Annotated in this window: 11 protein-coding genes; 7 read left to right on the forward strand and 4 right to left on the reverse strand. The window is 44.2% G+C overall.

The window, feature by feature from the left end; translation table 11 throughout:
* Positions 1-5 precede the first annotated feature (5 nt).
* The 3 genes from AC07NA_RS14150 to AC07NA_RS14160 are packed head-to-tail and all read left to right on the forward strand — an operon-like array spanning position 6 to position 1,982.
* Positions 6-1,052 carry an AIR synthase family protein gene (locus tag AC07NA_RS14150; protein ID WP_494898198.1) on the forward strand — a complete coding sequence of 349 codons (1,047 nt, stop codon included), beginning with the start codon at positions 6-8 and terminating at the stop codon, positions 1,050-1,052.
* On the forward strand, positions 1,049-1,693 hold the full coding sequence (locus tag AC07NA_RS14155; RefSeq protein WP_494898199.1) for a thiamine phosphate synthase: 645 nt from the start codon (positions 1,049-1,051) through the stop codon (positions 1,691-1,693). Before AC07NA_RS14150 ends, AC07NA_RS14155 begins: the two co-directional genes overlap by 4 nt.
* A 10-nt stretch (positions 1,694-1,703) precedes the next feature.
* On the forward strand, positions 1,704-1,982 hold the full coding sequence (locus AC07NA_RS14160; protein WP_494898200.1) for a Trm112 family protein: 279 nt from the start codon (positions 1,704-1,706) through the stop codon (positions 1,980-1,982).
* A 79-nt stretch (positions 1,983-2,061) separates the two neighbouring features.
* Here the strand turns inward: AC07NA_RS14160 and AC07NA_RS14165 are convergent, their stop codons facing one another.
* Positions 2,062-5,259, reverse strand: coding sequence for a glycoside hydrolase family 2 TIM barrel-domain containing protein (locus AC07NA_RS14165; protein WP_494898201.1), 3,198 nt, complete (start codon positions 5,257-5,259; stop codon positions 2,062-2,064).
* 479 nt (positions 5,260-5,738) lie between these two features.
* Here AC07NA_RS14165 and AC07NA_RS14170 point away from each other — a divergent pair, with 479 nt between their 5' ends.
* The 3 genes from AC07NA_RS14170 (at position 5,739) to AC07NA_RS14180 (ending at position 14,041) form a co-directional block, all read left to right on the forward strand.
* Complete coding sequence (locus AC07NA_RS14170) at positions 5,739-9,890, forward strand: hybrid sensor histidine kinase/response regulator transcription factor (RefSeq protein WP_494898202.1); 4,152 nt, start codon at positions 5,739-5,741, stop codon at positions 9,888-9,890.
* Between the two features lie 57 nt (positions 9,891-9,947).
* A complete protein-coding gene (locus AC07NA_RS14175; RefSeq protein WP_494898203.1) occupies positions 9,948-11,042 on the forward strand; it encodes a glycoside hydrolase family 76 protein in 1,095 nt (364 codons plus the stop codon).
* 545 nt (positions 11,043-11,587) lie between these two features.
* Positions 11,588-14,041, forward strand: a complete 2,454-nt coding sequence (locus AC07NA_RS14180) for a glutaminase family protein (protein WP_494898204.1) — start codon at positions 11,588-11,590, stop codon at positions 14,039-14,041.
* Positions 14,042-14,151: 110 nt separating this feature from the next.
* On the opposite strand, the gene AC07NA_RS14185 is transcribed toward AC07NA_RS14180, so the two are convergent.
* Complete coding sequence (locus AC07NA_RS14185; protein WP_345211171.1) at positions 14,152-14,412, reverse strand: hypothetical protein; 261 nt, start codon at positions 14,410-14,412, stop codon at positions 14,152-14,154.
* 152 nt (positions 14,413-14,564) lie between these two features.
* Here AC07NA_RS14185 and AC07NA_RS14190 point away from each other — a divergent pair, with 152 nt between their 5' ends.
* The gene (locus AC07NA_RS14190; RefSeq protein WP_345211172.1) at positions 14,565-14,726 is read left to right on the forward strand and encodes a hypothetical protein; all 162 of its coding nucleotides are present in this window, start codon (positions 14,565-14,567) and stop codon (positions 14,724-14,726) included.
* Positions 14,727-14,812: 86 nt separating this feature from the next.
* Here the strand turns inward: AC07NA_RS14190 and AC07NA_RS14195 are convergent, their stop codons facing one another.
* A complete protein-coding gene (locus AC07NA_RS14195; protein WP_494898205.1) occupies positions 14,813-15,730 on the reverse strand; it encodes a beta propeller repeat protein in 918 nt (305 codons plus the stop codon).
* Positions 15,731-16,280: 550 nt separating this feature from the next.
* Positions 16,281-18,572: a S9 family peptidase gene (locus tag AC07NA_RS14200; protein WP_494898206.1), complete on the reverse strand. Its 2,292-nt coding sequence runs from the start codon at positions 18,570-18,572 to the stop codon at positions 16,281-16,283.
* Positions 18,573-18,663 lie beyond the last annotated feature (91 nt).

The following is an 18,663-nucleotide window of genomic DNA, read 5'->3' on the forward strand; positions in this document are numbered from 1 at the left end:
CACCCATGGCATTATCAGGAAAAATAGACCATCCGGGTTTTGAGCAGATCATTTTACCTTACTGCGGGCACCATCGCTCCGAGGTAAAAAGCGGCCCCGCCTTTGGGGTTGATGTATCGCTTATTGAATTGCCCGGCAAACTCGGGCTGGCACTCACCAGCGACCCGTTGTCGCTTATTCCATCACTTGGTTTGCAGGAGTCGGCATGGCTATCGGTGCACCTTATGGCTAATGATATGGCTACCACCGGCTTTGCTCCGCAATACGCGCAAATGGTGCTTAACCTGCCGCCTACCCTCACCGAAACCGATTTTAAAACCTATTGGGAGTTTGTGCATCAATACTGTAAAGCTATTGGCGTAGCCATAACCGGCGGGCATACCGGCAGCATTGAAGGGCAAAACTCTACTATTGCAGGCGGCGGCACCATGGTGCTAACCGCACCTTTTCACGAGATTTTATTGAGCAAATATGCCCGCCCCGGCTATGCAATTATTGTTACCAAGCAATGCGCCATGTCATCTGCCGCTATATTGGCCATGAGTTTCCCGGAAACGGTGAAGAACAAACTCGGTACCGAAGTTTATAACGATGGCTGCGCGCTTTTTTATCAAACATCCTCATTACCTGACGCCCTCGCGGCAAAAGCAGTCAGCTCATCAGGACTGAACGCCATGCACGATGTTACCGAAGGCGGTGTATTGGGCGCTATTTACGAAATGGCTGTAGCATCGGGCAATGGCGTATTGATTTACAATGATCAACTCCCCGTCGGCGAAGCACAGCGAGAAATTTGCGAATTGTTTGATCTTGATCCCCGTTTCTGCATTGGCGCGGGTGCTATGGTAATGGCTGCCGACCCGGCTTATGCTCCTGCAATAGTTCAGCAAATGCAAGCGCAGGGCATCAGCGCGACCATCGTAGGCGAACTGAAAGAACAAGCGCACGGCTGCTTATTGGTAGAAAATGGCAAAGCAAGCCCGATGCCCTACTACAGCAAAGACCCTTACTGGGCAGCTTTTTATAATGCTTACAAAAACGGATGGAAATGATGAAAACAAAGCACCTCACTATTACAGGCGGCATCTACCTGGTCATCAATCCGGCAATGAACGAAGAACTACTGCTCGATAAACTTACAGCTGCTTTACGTGGCGGCTTACAGGCGGTGCAATTGTGGGATAACTGGGCTCAGGGTGCAGATAAGCACGCGCTGATCAATAAAGCAGGCGAATTATGTCAACGCTATGATGTTCCATTACTCATCAATAACGATTGGCAATTACTGATAGAAAACCCACTATTAAACGGGATTCATTTTGATGAAACACCTGTTGATATCGCTGCTATACGGGCACAGGTGAGCCGTGAATTTATTACCGGCATTACCTGTTCGGATGATCTGCAACCAGTAACCTACGCCAATGAGAATGGCTTTGATTACGTATCCTTTTGCGCCATGTTCCCATCGCCATCGGCCGGGAGTTGCAGCATTGTAATGCCCGAAACAGTGAAGCAGGCAAGAGCGCTTACCGCTATGCCCCTGTTTGTATCGGGCGGAATTACACCGGCCAATGCCGGGCAGTTGAAAGTCACCGTTCCGTTTGATGGCATAGCCGTAATATCGGGCATTATGAGTGCCGATGCCCCTGAAAAAATAATTAAACAATATAAAGATGCCGCAGGCATTTAAACCGATTGATATGAGATTAAAAACCATTGAAAAACTTTGCTGCCCTTTTGATAAGGCAGATCTTACCCTACAAATATTCGCCCAAACCATCGACCATAACATTACCGAGGGCTTATTGAGCTGCGCCGCCTGCCGTCGTAACTACCCCATTATTTATGGCGTACCCATTATGGCGCCCGATGAATACCGTCAGTTAAAACTGGAGCAACCCGTAGTACAGCAATGGCAGCTGGAGCATGGCATCAGCGAGATACAGTTATTGCCTTTTGTGAGCACCACCACCGTTTAATATAAAACCGCGAAGGCTGCCTTTTTGGGGCAGCCTTGCAGCAGTAAAACTAAACTTAATTATAGAAGGGATTGGGGCTTTATTTCTTTTTTACCAATTGCAGCTGATAGCTAAAAGTAGTTGGTACGGCATACACACGGAAAGGCTCTAAAGGTACCGGGCCACAACCGAAAGTACCTACGCCCAGCGTTTTATGGCTGATGCACAAAACAGTGCCTTTACTTTTTGGCAGGTCTATTTTATACTCTACATTTTCCATCTCTTCATCGCTGTAAGGCAACGCGGCTACCTGTAACAGGGCGGTATCTTTCTTAACCAATAGCCCCTCTCCTTTTGCCGATGTTACATTTGCCCAACGCACATCCTCATGGTTACCGCTTTCCATCGGTTTTTCGTAAGGCGTTTGTTGTTTTGCTACGCTACTGGCGTAATGCCCTACGTCCGATCCGCTTTTACGGTCGGCATAGTTTTCCATCGGGCCGCGGCCAAAATATTCAAACTGGTCAAGTTCTTTATTCAGGAACAAACGTACCCCAATGCGCGCCAGTACCAGTTTAGGATCGCTAAAGCTCACATTGTTTACCGCTTTTACCGTTCCGTTAGCGTTAATGGAATAAGTTACCTGGTGCTGTACGGTAAAGTTTTGCTTACCCGTACCTGTCAAACTCACCTTAATTTCAACCACACCAGCAGATGGCTGGCTACTTTTTACTTCATTAACCACCCAGCTGATATTTTTAAGGCCATTCTTATCCCAGTTAGGTGAGGTCCAGGTATCATCTATTTGGTGCGGGGCACGCCACAGGTGTAGCATAGGGCCGCCATCTGCTTGCAACAGGTTATTGCCGTTCTCTTCTATTTTAGAGAAGGTACCTTTCGTTTTGCTAAATTCCAGCGCGAAACCGTTGCCTTTTACATCGATCGTTTCTTTGCTATCGGCAAGCGTTAATGTGCCGGTTACGGTTGGGGCAACAGCCGGAACAGCTACCGGTAATTCAAATTGCTGCGATGCTACTTCGTAACCTTTTTTAGCCCAAAGTTCATCGGCACCCAAATCAAACGATACCATTAAAAAGTACTCGGCACCCGGTTTAGGCGTAACGGTATAAGGTATTTTCACATCCTTTTGCTCACCCGGCTTTACCGAACCAAGGGCTAACGCGCCTTTAGCTACCACATCGCCATTTTCAGTTAATTCCCACTTACCGGCAAGGCTGTTAAGGTTAGTGAACTGGTAACGGTTTTTAATGGTGAACACTTGCGCTTTTAAATCGGCCGCCACTATGCTTACCCATTGATAAGCGTGTTTCAGTTCGGGATAATGTGGTTTAAGCGACCTGTCTGAAAACACTACGCCCTTATGAATATAATACCTATCGTTAGGAAACTCACCGAAGCCACCGCCAAACGCGGTTATCGGGTGTTTAGGGTCGCGGTTATTATAAATACCCTGATCCTGCCACTCCCAGATAGCGCCGCCCAGCAATGCCGGGTACTTATCAAACAGATCGTTATACAGATCAACCGCGCCCATTGAGTTAAACATGGCGTGGGCGTATTCGCACAGGTAAAAAGGTTTGGTAAGCGAATTATCCTTCGCGTGTTTTTCGAGGTTCACCAAGTCGGTATACATCTGGCTATCCATATCTGCCGGATTTTTATCGCCTATACCGAAACCCTCGTAATGTGTAGGCCTGTCCGGGTCGATTGCTTTTATTTCTTTCAACGCAGCCCTGAAATTAGTACCACCGCTGCCGTTCTCGTTACCTAACGACCATATTACTACCGACGGGTGGTTCTTGAAATTCTCCACATTGGCCACGTTGCGCTCAATAATAGCGGCTTTCATGCGTGGCTCCTCGTTAAACTCATTTGATGCGCCATGGCATTCCACATTGGCTTCGGCAACCAAATAAAGTCCGTATTGGTCGCACAACTCATACCAGCGCGGATCATCAGAGTAGTGACTGGTACGCACGTGGTTACAATTAGCCTGTTTTATCAGGATGATATCTTTTATCATTTGCGCTTCGGTAACCGCGTGGCCGTCATCGGGCCAGTTTTCGTGACGGTTTACACCTTTCAGTTTGATAGGCACTCCGTTCACTAAAAACAAACGGCCTTTAAGCTCTATCTGGCGGAAACCGGTACGTGCCGAAAGCGTTTCAACAGTACGCGCGCCATCATTAACAGTAATAACAGTGGTGTACAGATTAGGCGTTTCGGCAGTCCACTTTTTAGGGTTGGCTACGTTAAAGCTTACATTAACCGTTACCTCTTCACCGGGTTTTAACGCAGGGATAGCTTTTTTACCAACCGCGCCCGCTACAGGTACAGTGCCATTATACAGGGCAACGTTTAATACCTGTGCTTTGGTTGGCGTAGTGCCATAGTTTTTCACCTTGGCTGTGGTTACCAGCTCGGCATTACGGTATTGTTTATCCAGGTTGGTTTTGATGAAGTAATCGCGAACGTGTGCTTGCGGACTGCTCCATAGCGTCACATTTCTGAAAATACCGCTCAATCTCCACATATCCTGATCTTCGAGATAGCTGCCCGTGGTAAAGCGGTACACCTCAACGGCCAGTATATTTTTGCCCGGTTTAATGTATTTGGTCAGGTCGAACTCTGCAGCGTTACGGCTGTTTACACTGTAGCCAACTTTTTTGCCGTTCACCCAAATAAAGAAACCGGCATCAACACCATCAAACGTAATAAAAATGCGACGACCTTTCCAGGTAGCGGGCACCGTAAAATCGCGGCGATAACTACCTACCGGGTTGCGCTCTTTATAAGCGGTAAACTTTTCGGGAGGCGTACTCATCACCTTCGGAAAATCCTTTTGAAAAATGTAATTGTAGTTACTGTAGTAAGGCGTACCATAACCCTCTACCTGAAAGTTCGACGGCACTTTAATATTCTTCCAGCCCGATACATCATAATCTGTTTTATAAAAGTTAACCGGGCGCTTTTGAGGCCAGTCGACCCAGTTAAACTTCCATAAGCCGTTCAAGCTTTGGCTGTAGGTGGAGGCATGCCTGTTGGTTGCCAACGCTTCTTTTAACGAGCCGTACGGCATTAAGGTAGCGTGGTTAAGCTCTTTATTGATACCGATATTTTCGGGGTCTTCAATTTCTTTGGGTACTGTAGCGGTATCTGTTGCCGACAAAAAGTTACCCGTTTGCTGCTGAAAGCCAAAACTACGGCTATAGCTGCACACAAAAAGAAAAGCCAGTAATGCACCGGCAATTATTTTTTTTGATAGAGGTTGGTTCATGAATTATTAATAATGGTTAGTTTAAACGGTATGGTTTATCGTAAAGCAAATAACCGCATTTTTAAAAACAGTGGCTTGCCATAGCATACATATTTGTTGACACAGCGTACACTAATGGCAAAGCCGTAATACAGCGCCATTGTATCATGCGCGGAGATCATTCAATCGCCCCAAAACAAACACCTGATAGAAAGGCTATTTGCACAAATGCGTCAATATTAAAATCATACATTTTTTTTGACCAAGCGTACATTTCGCATCTTTATAATTCTGTTTATTCGGCATATAAATTCATTTTTGCGGGCGTTGTTATTTCAATTAGGCAAAAGATCAAATAAAGCCATAGTTTTGAAAAAAGCCGCGTAACCAATTATGCAAGCATGGCCATAACAACCAATGCTTTAAATTTAGTGGCTAAAGAGCATTCATATTTTATGTGGCTTTTTATTTTTAAAGATTAGTTTGAACACCCGGTATAAATGAAAATTAACAACCTGTTTTGTTTTAATAAAGAAACTTACGCCAAAGGTTTGTGTTTTCTGCTGCTGTTTATTTTCGGTGCCGTTAACCTTAGCCGGGGGCAATCGTATCCTTATAAATTCAATTACATTACGGTTGATGAAGGCCTCTCGCATACCGATGCCAACGATATTGTACAGGACAAGCACGGTTACATTTGGGTGGCCACCAATTTCGGGCTCGACAGGTATGATGGTTATTCGGTAAAGAAGTTTTACAATACCAATGTACCGTTAAACAACGCTTTTAAAAACCGCCTCAACAGTTTATATGCCGACGATGACGACAATATTTGGCTAAGTACCGAAGGCGGCCTCCAATGCTTTAATACCCACACCGAAAAATATATAGACTACCGCAGTAACAAAAGCGATTACGGAATCTGGAAGATCTACAAACCCGCAGGCAACCGCATTTATGGACTGGCCTGGAATTGCGTAAAACTGTTTATTTTAAAAGGTGACACCATTCAGGAGCAGGCGCTGCCCGTACCGCACGATGTTGGCTTTAGCGATATGAGCTATGATAACAATGGCCTAATTTACCTCACCAGCAATAAGGGTGTTTGGACACTTGATAAAAGCAACCACTTTAAACAGGTAGCTATAAAAGGTCTGCCCTATCAAAGCATCACCCGCATCAGTTTCGATCACCTGAACAATATAGTACTGGCAAACGAAGGCCGGCTGGCACTCGTTAACAGGCAAAGCCTAACCGTAACCCGGCAATTTACCGCGCCCGGTAATCATTACATAAAAAACGTAGTGCAAAAAGGCCGTACAGATTATTGGGTGAACACCGCCGGGGGCGATTTGCTGCGGCTTAACGACAGCCTGAAACTGATACAGGTGGTTAACAATAAAAGTTCGTTACGCAGTATTAACTCCAATTCATTGCTGAACATATTTATCGACAGGTCGGAATGTTTATGGGTGGCGACTTTTGGCGGTGGGGTAAATTATTGCGACTTGAACCAAAAGCTGTTTTATACCTTACAGCATAATCCCGAAACCAGCAACTCGTTAAGCGGCAACCACATCCGCTCGGTAATGGAAGATGGCGACGACCTTTGGATAGGCACTACAGCCAATGGACTTAATCGCTTTAACTTAAAAACACAGGCGTTTACGCATTATAACACTTACAATTCCGCATTACGCTTAAAAAAAGACCTGATAGCTTCGCTCACGCTCGATAACGAACATAACCTTTGGCTGGGAACTGCCAACGGGATAGAGATACTAAAACCCGGCCGCAATGCCTTGTGGCAACCACCGGGGTACGATCAGTTTCCTACATACGTGATAGAAACGCTGGCCAAAGATTACTATGGCAATATATGGTTCGGTAACCATACGGACAGGTATGGCGTAATCTGGAAAGATGCAGCCGGCCATTACAACGTAAAATATTACGATGAGGGCTTCTTCATTTTTGCCGATAGTAACCGCCCGCAATTGTTGGTATCGAGCACACAGGGGCTCAAACGCTTAGTAATTGATAAGGAGGGCAACATTGTAAAAACCGTCCGTTATAATGCCGGGGCTAAAGGTAATGTGCTAAGTTCCGACTATACCTACCCTATCAGCGGCCGCGATAATACTTATTGGATAGGCACTATTGGCGGCGGCTTAAACAGGCTTTCGTTACAAGCTAACAGCGATGCTTACACCATAAAATCATACGCGGATAATTACGGTATTTTTAAGGATGTAGAAAGCCTGGAGATCGATAACACAGGCAATATATGGATGGGCGGTAATGGCCTGCAACGTTTCGATCCTGTTAGCGGAAAACTCATCAGGTATGATAAAAACGATGGTTTGCAGGGTAATAGTTTTAAGGTGGGTTCATCATATAAAGGTGCAGATGGCAGGCTTTATTTCGGGGGTATAAACGGGCTCAATTATTTCTATCCCGATCAAATTAAGCCTAATAATTTAGCTGCCCGCCCTATCCTTACCAGTATACTCATCAATAACAGAAAGCCGCGTTATGGTGAGCAGGATTCATCGGCCAATACCATTGCATCCCCTATGGGATACAGCAACGAGTTAAAGCTTAACTATCTGCAAAACAACTTTGTTATATTCTTTTCATCGATGCATTTTGCTAACCCGTTGAAATGCAAATACCGTTACAAACTGGTTGGTTTTGATAAAGATTGGAGGTATACCGATGGTAAAAACCCGAGCGCTACCTACAGCAACCTCAACTATACCGGCTACCATTTCATTGTGGAAGCCACCAATAACGATGGGATTTGGAGCAGCTACAAAGCCGAAACCGCCATCATTATTACACCGCCCTGGTGGAAATCGGTCACGGCTAAGGTGATCTATGCTTTGCTGGTGCTATCGGCACTGGTGGGTATTTACCTTTACCAGGCCAGGTGGTATCGCCTTAAACGCGAGCTGGCAGTCAGGGCCATCAACGAAAAAAAGAAGGAGGAAATGCACAAGCAGCGCGAGGAGCTTTACCAGCAGCAGCTTACCTTTTTCACCAATATATCGCATGAGTTTCGTACCCCGCTTACCCTGATATTGGGGCCGCTTGAAGCTTTGATTACCGAGAATAAGAATGTGGCGCTCAACCACTCCTATCAGCTGATGTTCCGTAACGCTAAAAGGCTGATGAACCTGATCAGCGAGTTGATGAACTTTAAAAAGGTGGCCGACAGCATTATCAAGCTACAGGTGCAACCGCTGCTCATCAACCAGTTTTGTAAAGACCTGGCATGGGAGTTTCAAAACCTGGCTACCGGCAAGGGCATCCAATTTACAATGACCGACCATACCGAGGGTGAAACCGGTTATCCGTTCACCAGCTTATTTGATGTGCAGGTACTCGAAAAAATACTGTTCAACATCCTCAACAATTCCATAAAATACACCAATACAGGCGGGCAAATAGCCTTCGATGTTTTTTTTGATATGGAGAGCTTTAAACCTGCCTTTAGTACCGGCTACGAGTTATTGAACCAGCAACACAGGGCAACAAAGTACATCTATTTCCGGGTGGCAGATTCGGGTATTGGTATTTCGGCGGAATCTATTTCCAAGATCTTCGACCGTTATTATCGCTTCAGTAAAAACCATTTGGGTTCGGGTGTGGGTTTGGCATTGGTTAAAAGTCTTACCCAGTTGCACAAAGGCGATATTTATGTATATAGCGAGCGTTATAAAGGCACTGAGATTGTAATAGGTTTGCCCTGGGGCGATGAGAATTACGCCGAAAGCGAAAAAGCGATTACCGGCACCGATATGGAAGCCCAGCTGGAACCTATTGATAACTCTACCCTGTTACCGCTTTCTATTGAACAAAATGAGGTAACTGTGGCGTCCAATTCGCGTAAGCGTATTTTGCTGGTAGATGATAACCAGGAACTGCGCGCATTTTTAAAGCAAACCCTCGAAAAGCATTACCATATTGAAGAAGCCGAAGATGGCAGTTCGGCCATTGAAATGGCTTCGGAAAAATTGCCCGATCTGATCATCAGCGATGTGATGATGCCGGGCATGAGCGGTATTGAGCTTTGTAAAATAATTAAGGATACGTTTGAAACCCGGCATATCCCCTTCATTATACTTTCGGCTAAGGACGCGCTGGATACCAAAATTGAAGGAATGGAATCGGGCGCGGATTACTATTTTTCAAAACCCCTTAACATTAACCTGCTGCTATTAACGGTAAACAATATTTTTGAACAGACCGAGAAACTGAAACAACGGTATACCGATAATTACCTGTCAGAAGCTACCGAGCTGGTACACTCTAAAAAGGATAAAGAGTTTGTACAAAAACTACTGAACCTTATTGAAGATAATATTAAAGACCCCGAACTGGACGTGGAGTTTTTGTGTACCCGTCTGTACATCAGCCGCACAAAATTGTATCAAAAGATAAAGAGCATTTCCGACCAATCTGTAGGCGATTTTATACGAACCATCCGCCTCAAAAAAGCCATCCAGATCATGACTCATGAGGATATCGCCATGAACGAAGTGGTAGACCGCATAGGCTTTCAAAGCAGCTCAAACTTTTCGCGGGCGTTTAAAAAGGAATACGGCAAATCGCCGTTACAATACATGCAGGCATTGAAACGGACTTAATAATGAATAGCTAACCAAAAGATCATCCATATAAAAATCTAAAACAAATCCCCCACAATGAACTTAAAAAGAAGCTTACAATACGCCGCCGCGCTGGTGGCCATTGCCGTACTTCCCGCAACGCTTAACGCGCAAAGTGTAGATTATCAAAAAAGGATCGACGCGCTTCAGCAGGCCATCAATACCCATTTAAGCGACCATAAAACAGGGCTGTATCTCGAAACTAACGATGCCGTACAAAAAGAGAATCCCCACTCGTGGTTGTGGCCTTTATGCGCCTACATACAGGGCGCTAACGAAATGGAGGTATTGCAGCCTAAAAAGCAATACATGCTGCCCGTTGAAAAGGCAATAGATAAATACTACAGTGCCCAGCCGCCATTACCCGGCTACCAGGATTACGTAACCAAAGAACGCCTGAGCAGTCGCTTTTACGATGATAACCAATGGATTGCCATTGCCTACCTTGATGCTTATAAACGTAACCATAAAAAGAAATATCTGGAAGTATCTGAACTGATTGGCCGTTATATTTTGGGCGGATTAGATACCGTAACCGGCGGTGGTATTTACTGGAAAGAAGGCGACAAAAGTACCAAAAACACCTGCTCGAATGGGCCGGGCATACTGGTATTGCTGGAGTTATACAAAGTGAACCACAAGGCATCGTACCTTAAAACGGCCCTTGATATTTATCACTGGACCAACAAATACCTGCAAGACCCGAACGGCGTGTATTACGATAACATCAGCACTAAAACGCTTAAAGTAAACAAAGACACCTATACCTACAATACAGGTACCATGCTGCAATCTAACGTGTTGCTGTACCAGATCACTAAAGACAAAAAATACCTTACCGAAGCACAGCGCGTAGCCAAAGCCGGTCGTGAGCATTTTTTTAAAAACGGCAGGCTGCCAAGCGGTAACTACTGGTTTAACGCGGTAATGCTGCGCGGCTATGTTGACCTGTACAAGATTGATAAGAACAAAAACTGGATCGACTTTTACGAAGAAGACGCCGAAGCCATCTGGAACAAAGAACGCGATGCCAACAACCTGGTAGGCGTAGAAAAAAGCAAACGCCTTATTGATCAGGCAGCCATGATAGAAATTTACGCAAGGCTACAGCAGCTGAAAAGCGGTAAATAAGTTTATTAATAAATCTTCGCGTCAATTGCGAGGCACAAAGCAATCTCTAAACTATACAGAGCGACTCTGTAAATAGGGGATTGCTTCGTGCTTACCCATGACGTGTTAAAAAAAACTGTCATTCTGAACGTTTGAAGAATCTTCTTCGCTATGCTTGTCTGCGACAGATGCTTCGTTCCTCAGCATGACAGTGGAGAGTGGTGGTGTGCCATCGTCATTTACCTTCCAAGTCTAAAAAGAATTAAAATTCTCTCAATGACGCATTTTGGTAATTTCAGAAACTACAACATCATCCAATATCTACCATAGTTTTTAAAAGAAATAAAATGTTTATCGATTGCTAAACAGGCAGTTCTTCATATCCTCTCAATATTTCATCATATCGGTTCAATCAGTGTTTGTACTATATTTCCGTGTGGCTTTTAGCTTATATTTAGGCCTGCAATACTGCTCAATATGAGCGATAATAACCTAATTATATTAATAATATCATAAAATAAGCTTTAAACAATCCCTAATAAACTATCTGTTAAACCCTACAAAAAATGATGAATAAATTACTTTCAATTGCCTGCGGACTGTTGTGTATTTCGTGCGCCAACGCGCAGGTAAGGCAGGCACCGGCGTACCCGCTTATCACGCACGATCCGTATTTCAGTATATGGTCCACCAGTGATACGCTTAATGCCGCCACAACTTCGCACTGGACGGGCGCTAACCAATCTTTAAACGGTATTTTAAGTGTAGATGGCAAGCTGTACAACTTTTTAGGGAAGGTTGAAAAGGTGTATAACACCATCATCCCGGCAGGCGACGAAACCAATTATACCGTTAAATATACCGAAAGCAAACCTGCCGATGGCTGGGAAACCGCCTCGTTTAAAGATGCCGACTGGAAAACCGGTGCAGCGCCTTTCGGCTTTGAAAAGGGCGATGCCAAAACACAATGGAGAACAGACAACATCTGGACCCGCAGAACCTTCAACTTAGATAAAGTAAGCGCAAACAAACTTTACCTTAAACTTAACCACGATGAAAACGTGGAGGTGTACCTGAACGGCAAACCTGTATACAGCAAAGTAGGCTGGACAGATAGCTTCATTTACATCCCCATCAGCAATGATCTTTTAAAAACAGGCGAGAATATACTGGCCATACATTGCGTCAATTTAACCGGCGGTCGTTGGTTGGATGCAGGCCTGGTAGCGGAGCCCGAAGCCGATAACGCCGCTAATATTATCGAGGCTAAGCAAACCGGCCTTAAGTTTAACGCCACCCAAACCATTTATGAGTTTACCTGCGGCACGGCTAACCTTACCCTTACCTTCACTTCGCCACTGTTGATGAACAACCTGGATCTTTTGGCGAGGCCGGTATCATACATCTCAGCTAAAGTGAGCGCTAACGATGGTAACGAGCACCAGGTTAAGTTATACTTCGGTGCTTCAAGTACTGTTGCTACCCACATACCTTTTCAACTGGTAAAAGGGGTTGAATATTCAAGAGATGGCCTCAACATTTTAAAAGCCGGAACCATAGAACAACCCATGCTTAAAAGAACCGGCGATAACGTTAGGATAGACTGGGGTTATATGTATGTAGGCGTTCCTGAACAGGCTAAGGCTATCCAAACCGTAAGTACCGAGCTGGACGCGCTGAAAATATTAACTGCCAATACTGATGCCGCCGCGACTGATTTAACCGGCAAAAAACTGGTATTGAACACGGTGATACCTTTAGGTACAGTTGGCAAAACTGCCAAGGAGCAGTTCATCCTGATGGGTTATGACGATATGTTCTCTGTTCAATACTTCGGCAATAACCTGCGCCCGTGGTGGAACAACAACGGCACCGAAACCATTGAACATCAAATGGCACTGGCCGCGCAGCAATACGCTGACGTTGTAAAACAATGCGAAGCATTTGATACACAGTTATACAATACCGCGCTTAAAAGCGGCGGCGAAGCTTATGCTAATCTTTGCAAAATTGCTTACAGGCAAGCCATATCGGCACATAAACTGGCTAAAAGTCCGGAAGGTGAGATATTGTTCTTATCTAAAGAGAACTATAGCAACGGCTCTATCAACACGGTTGATATTACCTATCCATCGGCACCATTATTCCTGATATACAATACCGAACTGTTAAAAGGAATGATGAATGGTATATTTTATTACAGTGAAAGTGGCCGCTGGACAAAACCTTTCGCTTCGCACGATTTGGGTACCTACCCTATTGCTAACGGCCAAACTTATGGCGAAGATATGCCGATTGAAGAATCGGGCAATATGCTCATCTTGAGCGCTGCTATAGCTAAAGCCGATGGCAATGCCGAATACGCTAAAAAACACTGGAAAACATTAACTATATGGGCCGAATACCTGAGTAAAGAAGGTTTTGACCCGGCCAATCAATTATCAAGCGACGATTTTTCGGGCCACCTTGCACGTAATGCCAACTTGTCGGTAAAAGCTATTGAGGCATTGGGCAGCTACGGAATGCTGGCCAATATGCTGGGCGATAAAACCACCGGTAAAAAATATGAGGCTATGGCTAAAGATATGGCCAAACGCTGGATGAAAGCTGCCGATGCAGGCGACCACTACGCGCTTACCTTTGATAACAAGAACACCTGGAGCCAGAAATACAATATGGTATGGGATAAAGTACTCGGCCTAAACCTGTTCCCGAAAACGGTATATAAAAAGGAGATCGATTTTTATTTGACCAAGCAAAACAAGTATGGCTTGCCTTTGGATAGCCGCGAAACCTATACCAAATCTGACTGGGTTACCTGGTCGGCTACGTTGGCCGATAACCAAAAGGATTTTGATGCCTTAGTTGCCCCAATGTACAAATTTGCCGTAGAAACAAGCGACCGCTCACCTTTAACCGACTGGCACCGCACCACCAACGCGCAACGTATGAACTTTACTGCCCGCAGCGTAGTTGGCGCATACTTTATAAAAATACTCGACGATAAGTTTAAAAAATAACACAAACCTACCCCACAATAACAAAATCCCCGCATGGCCTAATGTAAAGCCATAGCGGGGATTGTTGTTTTATGCAGATACTTCATACCTGCTTAATATTTTATGTAAATTTAAGAAACCTGTTCAACAGCAGCGTTCGCTTTAGCTGTAAACGTATGCAGCACCTTATCTTTAAGGGCTACTAATTCTTCGCCGCTCGGCAGTTTTCCTTTAAGGTCACTCAAGCCCTTATCAATATTCTCTGATAGCTTGTTGCGCAGCTCTGAAGTATTGCCCGAAAGTAGGAAATAGGCTGCAGCGCCCGCTGCGACAGTACCAATCAACACAGGCACCAAATACTTGTTGTTATCTTTTTTGAATGGATTTTTCATAATCGTTAAAGTTTTGATTCTATCTGATTAACACCCGTATATCCATCTTGTTTTAGATTTATTTAATACGTTTACCGCAAAACAATATGATTTATTAACGCATTATATGTACTATCATGGCCATATTAAGGCCTTCTAAACACTATAAAACTATGAAAACATATCATGCAGGATTAATCGTTTGTTTAATGCTTTTGCTGAACAGCTGTTCAGTTATCGGAGGAATATTTAAAGCCGGTGCCGTAACCGGGATCATCGTGGTGATCGTTGTTATCGCTTTGATACTTTGGTTAGTGTCAGCATTCAGGAAGTAAAATTTTTACAATAGTAGGTCTTACGAAGTTTTAAAAACTTTGTAAGATTTTAATCATTAAAATATTATTACTCATGATTATAATGTCTATTTATAAATTTGAGTAATAATATTCTTCTTATACTGGAATGCGCCCTTGGTACTGGTTAAGTAAATATGGCCGAATGGCGTTATGGTTAAGTTGGCGCCAACGCCAGGAATAATAAATTCTTTAAAAAGCTTTTCTTGTTTAATTACGGCGAAGTAAGCATCAAGTTCACTTGTATCAGATCCAACCACATAGATTATGTCTTCATATTTTTCAATTTGGTTTATACTATGAGCCTTTGCAAAGCTTACTAAAGTATCTGCTATTCCATCTTTTCTTTTTACGTAAAGCTTATCGTTTTCACGACTTATAAAATAATTCGCTGCAGACAAATCCCGAATTTCATTATCACGGTTAGACAACTGTTTAACAAAGTGCCAATTACCAATAGGATTACCGTTAAGCGGGAGTGCAAGTACCTTTCGAGATTCGAAATCAACTAATTGCAAAGGATGCCGCGCTTCAGAATAAATGTGATACGGCATGAATGTTCGTGTATTAATATCGTAAGTTTTCCAGCTCTTTCCTGCATTTGCAGATGAATATATCCGACTGTATGAAGGCTCATGAATACCCCGCCAATATTCTAAGCCCCACCATGTTCCTTTATCGTCAATAGTAAATTCATTTAGGTGGGGTATATGTTGCCCCAAACATGTCCATGTCTTACCTTTATCCGTACTTAATTCAATACCAAACGATCCCCTGAATAAGATGATGCTATCTTCAGCTATATCAAAAGCGCCGGTTATGTACCGATTTTTTTTCTGTTCAGCGAGCAACTCCTGCCATGTAGTAGGTTTATGTTTAATTATGGAAGTCGAGTTAATATCAGGAAATGGATGTTTCCCTTCTCCGTTTCTATGACACGAGCAAATGATCAACACTAAATAAAAAACTAAGTGATAAGGTTTCATATCAATAATTGGAATGACAAGTTAAGGCTTTTTTTATTTAACAGCATTTTATAAATGATATCCAATGCCCCCAAAGTCAGACTTCCGAAGTTTTAAAAACTTCGGAGTCTGAAAAACCAACAAGGAATTATAAAAACGAGTGTCATTACGAGTTTCCCAATCCTCGAAACTATAAGGTGAGATGACGCGTATAGCCTGTCAGCCCTGAGCTTGAAGGGTGCGTGAGTAAAGGCCTCTGCGCACGATCCTTCGACAAGCTCAGGATGACCCATTTTGTAAGCATTTTTTAAACACGTCACTCTGAACGTAGCGAAGAATTTTCTTCATTATGATTATCTACGATAGATGCTTCGTTCCTCAGCATGACAGTGGAGAGTGATTATAAGCCATCGTCATTTTACTTCAAAGCCCAAAAAGAATTAAATTTCTCGCAATGACACATCTCTTCAGGACACCACAAAACACAAAAAAGGCCCGTTAACGAGACGGGCCTTTTTAACCAACTGATCAAATTTACTAACCCATGAGAGATATAGTAAATATCTTGCATCTACATTTCGCCCGTGTTTTTTGATGGTGGCTCGGCGTTCAGCAGGTGTTTAATAAAAAAGTTTCTTTTGCGGCGACGGCCATAAGGACCGCCATCGCTATGCCCCATGCCGGGTACGGTAAGCAGTTCAAATTCTTTATTGGCTTTTATCAGCGCGTCGGCAAAGCGGTAGGTTGATTCAGGAGGCACATTCTCGTCGGCCTCGCCTACTATCAGCAACAGGTCGCCTTTAAGTTTGGCGGCATTGGTGATATTTGATTGCGCTTCGTAATGCGGCCCAACAGGATAACCCATCCACTGCTCGTTCCACCATTGTTTGTCAATACGGTTATCGTGGCAACCACAAGCGGCCACGCCCACTTTGTAAAATTCGGGGTGAAACAACAATCCGCCCGCAGCGTTTTGTCCGCCTGCTGAGGTACCGAATAAGCCCACCCTGTTAATATCAGCCTGCGGATATTTGGCTGCCATTGCCTTCATCCATAATATACGGTCGTCGAAACCGGCATCGGCCAGGTTTTTCCAGCATACATCATGAAAAGCTTTTGAACGGTTGGCGGTACCCATGCCATCCATCTGCACCACAATAAAACCTAACTGTGCCAGGCTCTGCATCTCATTCACTGCCGAAAAGCTTTTAGGCACAAATGAATCCTGCGGACCGGCGTAAATATTCTCTATGATAGGGTAAGTTTTAGCCGGATCCATAAAAGCAGGGCGATAAATTACACCCCATATATCCGTTTTACCATCGCGGGCTTTCGCTACAAATACTTCCGGCAGTTTAATACCGGTAGCCAGCAGGGTGGTCAAATCGGCAGTTTCCAGGTCGGTCACCTTTTTACCATCAGCCGTACGTTTAAGGGTTATCACCGATGCCACATTCACCTGCGAGTAGGTATCAATAAAGTATTTTCTATCGGGCGAGAAAGTAATGCTGTGGTTACCTTTTTCGGGCGTAATGTTTACCAAATTCTTTCCATCAAAACCAATGCGGTAATAGTGCATAAAGTAAGGGTCTTCGCCTGCGTTCATGCCACTGGCTTTAAACCAAATTTCGCGTTTTTTGGCATCAACGCTGTCAATATCGCGCAGCACCCAATTGCCTTTGGTAATCAGCTGCTGCTTACCGGTAATATCATTTACAAGGTAAGCATGTCGCCAGCCATCCTTTTCGGTAACCCAAAGTATCTCATGGGTTTTAGGCAGGTAACGGGTATCAATACGCTGCTCATAAATAAAGGTGTTTGTTTTTTCATCGATGATGTTGCGGGTACTCCCGGTTTGCACATCCACCTCTATCACCCGGAAACGCTGGTGACCGCGATCAACCCTTTCATAGGTAAAATAGCGGGTGCTGCCCTCGCGCCAGCGTAACTTAGGTGTTCCGAAAAAATCAATCTTATCAGTTTTAAAAGGCAATTTGGCTTTTGTAGCAATATTGAATATAAAAGGCTCGTAGCTGGTAAAATCATCACCTGGCTGATCGTACTCATGCGATTTAAGTTCGCCACGGGTAGTACCCGTAACCGAACTCAGCACATAATAAACTTCTTTTGTTTTCTTTGGGTCGATATGGTAACCGATCAGATTCTTACTATCCGGAGACCACACAAAACCGCCATAAGGCTGGGTGGATGTACCATCCGTAGTAAACTGCACCTCGTGCCCATCGCTTACATTTTTAACAAAGAGGTTACCATCTTTCGCGTAGGCTGTCCATTGTTTATCCGGCGATATCGAATCCCTGTTGCGCGAGCCTTCCCAGCGGTAAGTTCTTTGTTGTAAAGGGCGGTTAGGATTATAAGCCCGATAATCGGGTTTTGAAGTTTTTTCGGCTGTGTAGGTATTCAGGTCGCATTTTACCCAATCAGCACCGGCTTTTATGGTTACGGCAGTACCATCCTCATTAAAAAGCATATCAGTGAACGGTAGCTTTTGCGCGTCATAAGTAGTACCGGTAAGTTTTGAAAGTGCCGAAGCAATACGATCATGATCAAAGGCCTTTTTGCGGCTGCCTGTAGCGGCATTTACCAGGTAATATTCCTGTTTGCGGTTATCAAGTGCTTTGCGGTACCAAAAGGTTTCGCCTTTGGGCTGCCAGTTGGGGGCTATATTGGTAACCACGGCAATATTACGCAGCGCGCTATCCAGATCGTTCGCCTTTTTATACGAGGCTATCACCTCCTGGTGGGTAGGCAAATAGGGCGTTACGGCTTGCTGCCCTAAAGCTATGGTAGTAAAAAATGTAGCTGAAGCCATTATCAGCAATGGCGCTAACCTGAAATTCATATTTATAAGTTCAATTAATATAAAACGATCAAATACCGGAACCACCCGCACACCTGCCCGATCGGGCTATTCCTGAACACGGTATACTATA

The organism is Mucilaginibacter sp. GW821-FHT07G05 (genome assembly GCF_059418565.1).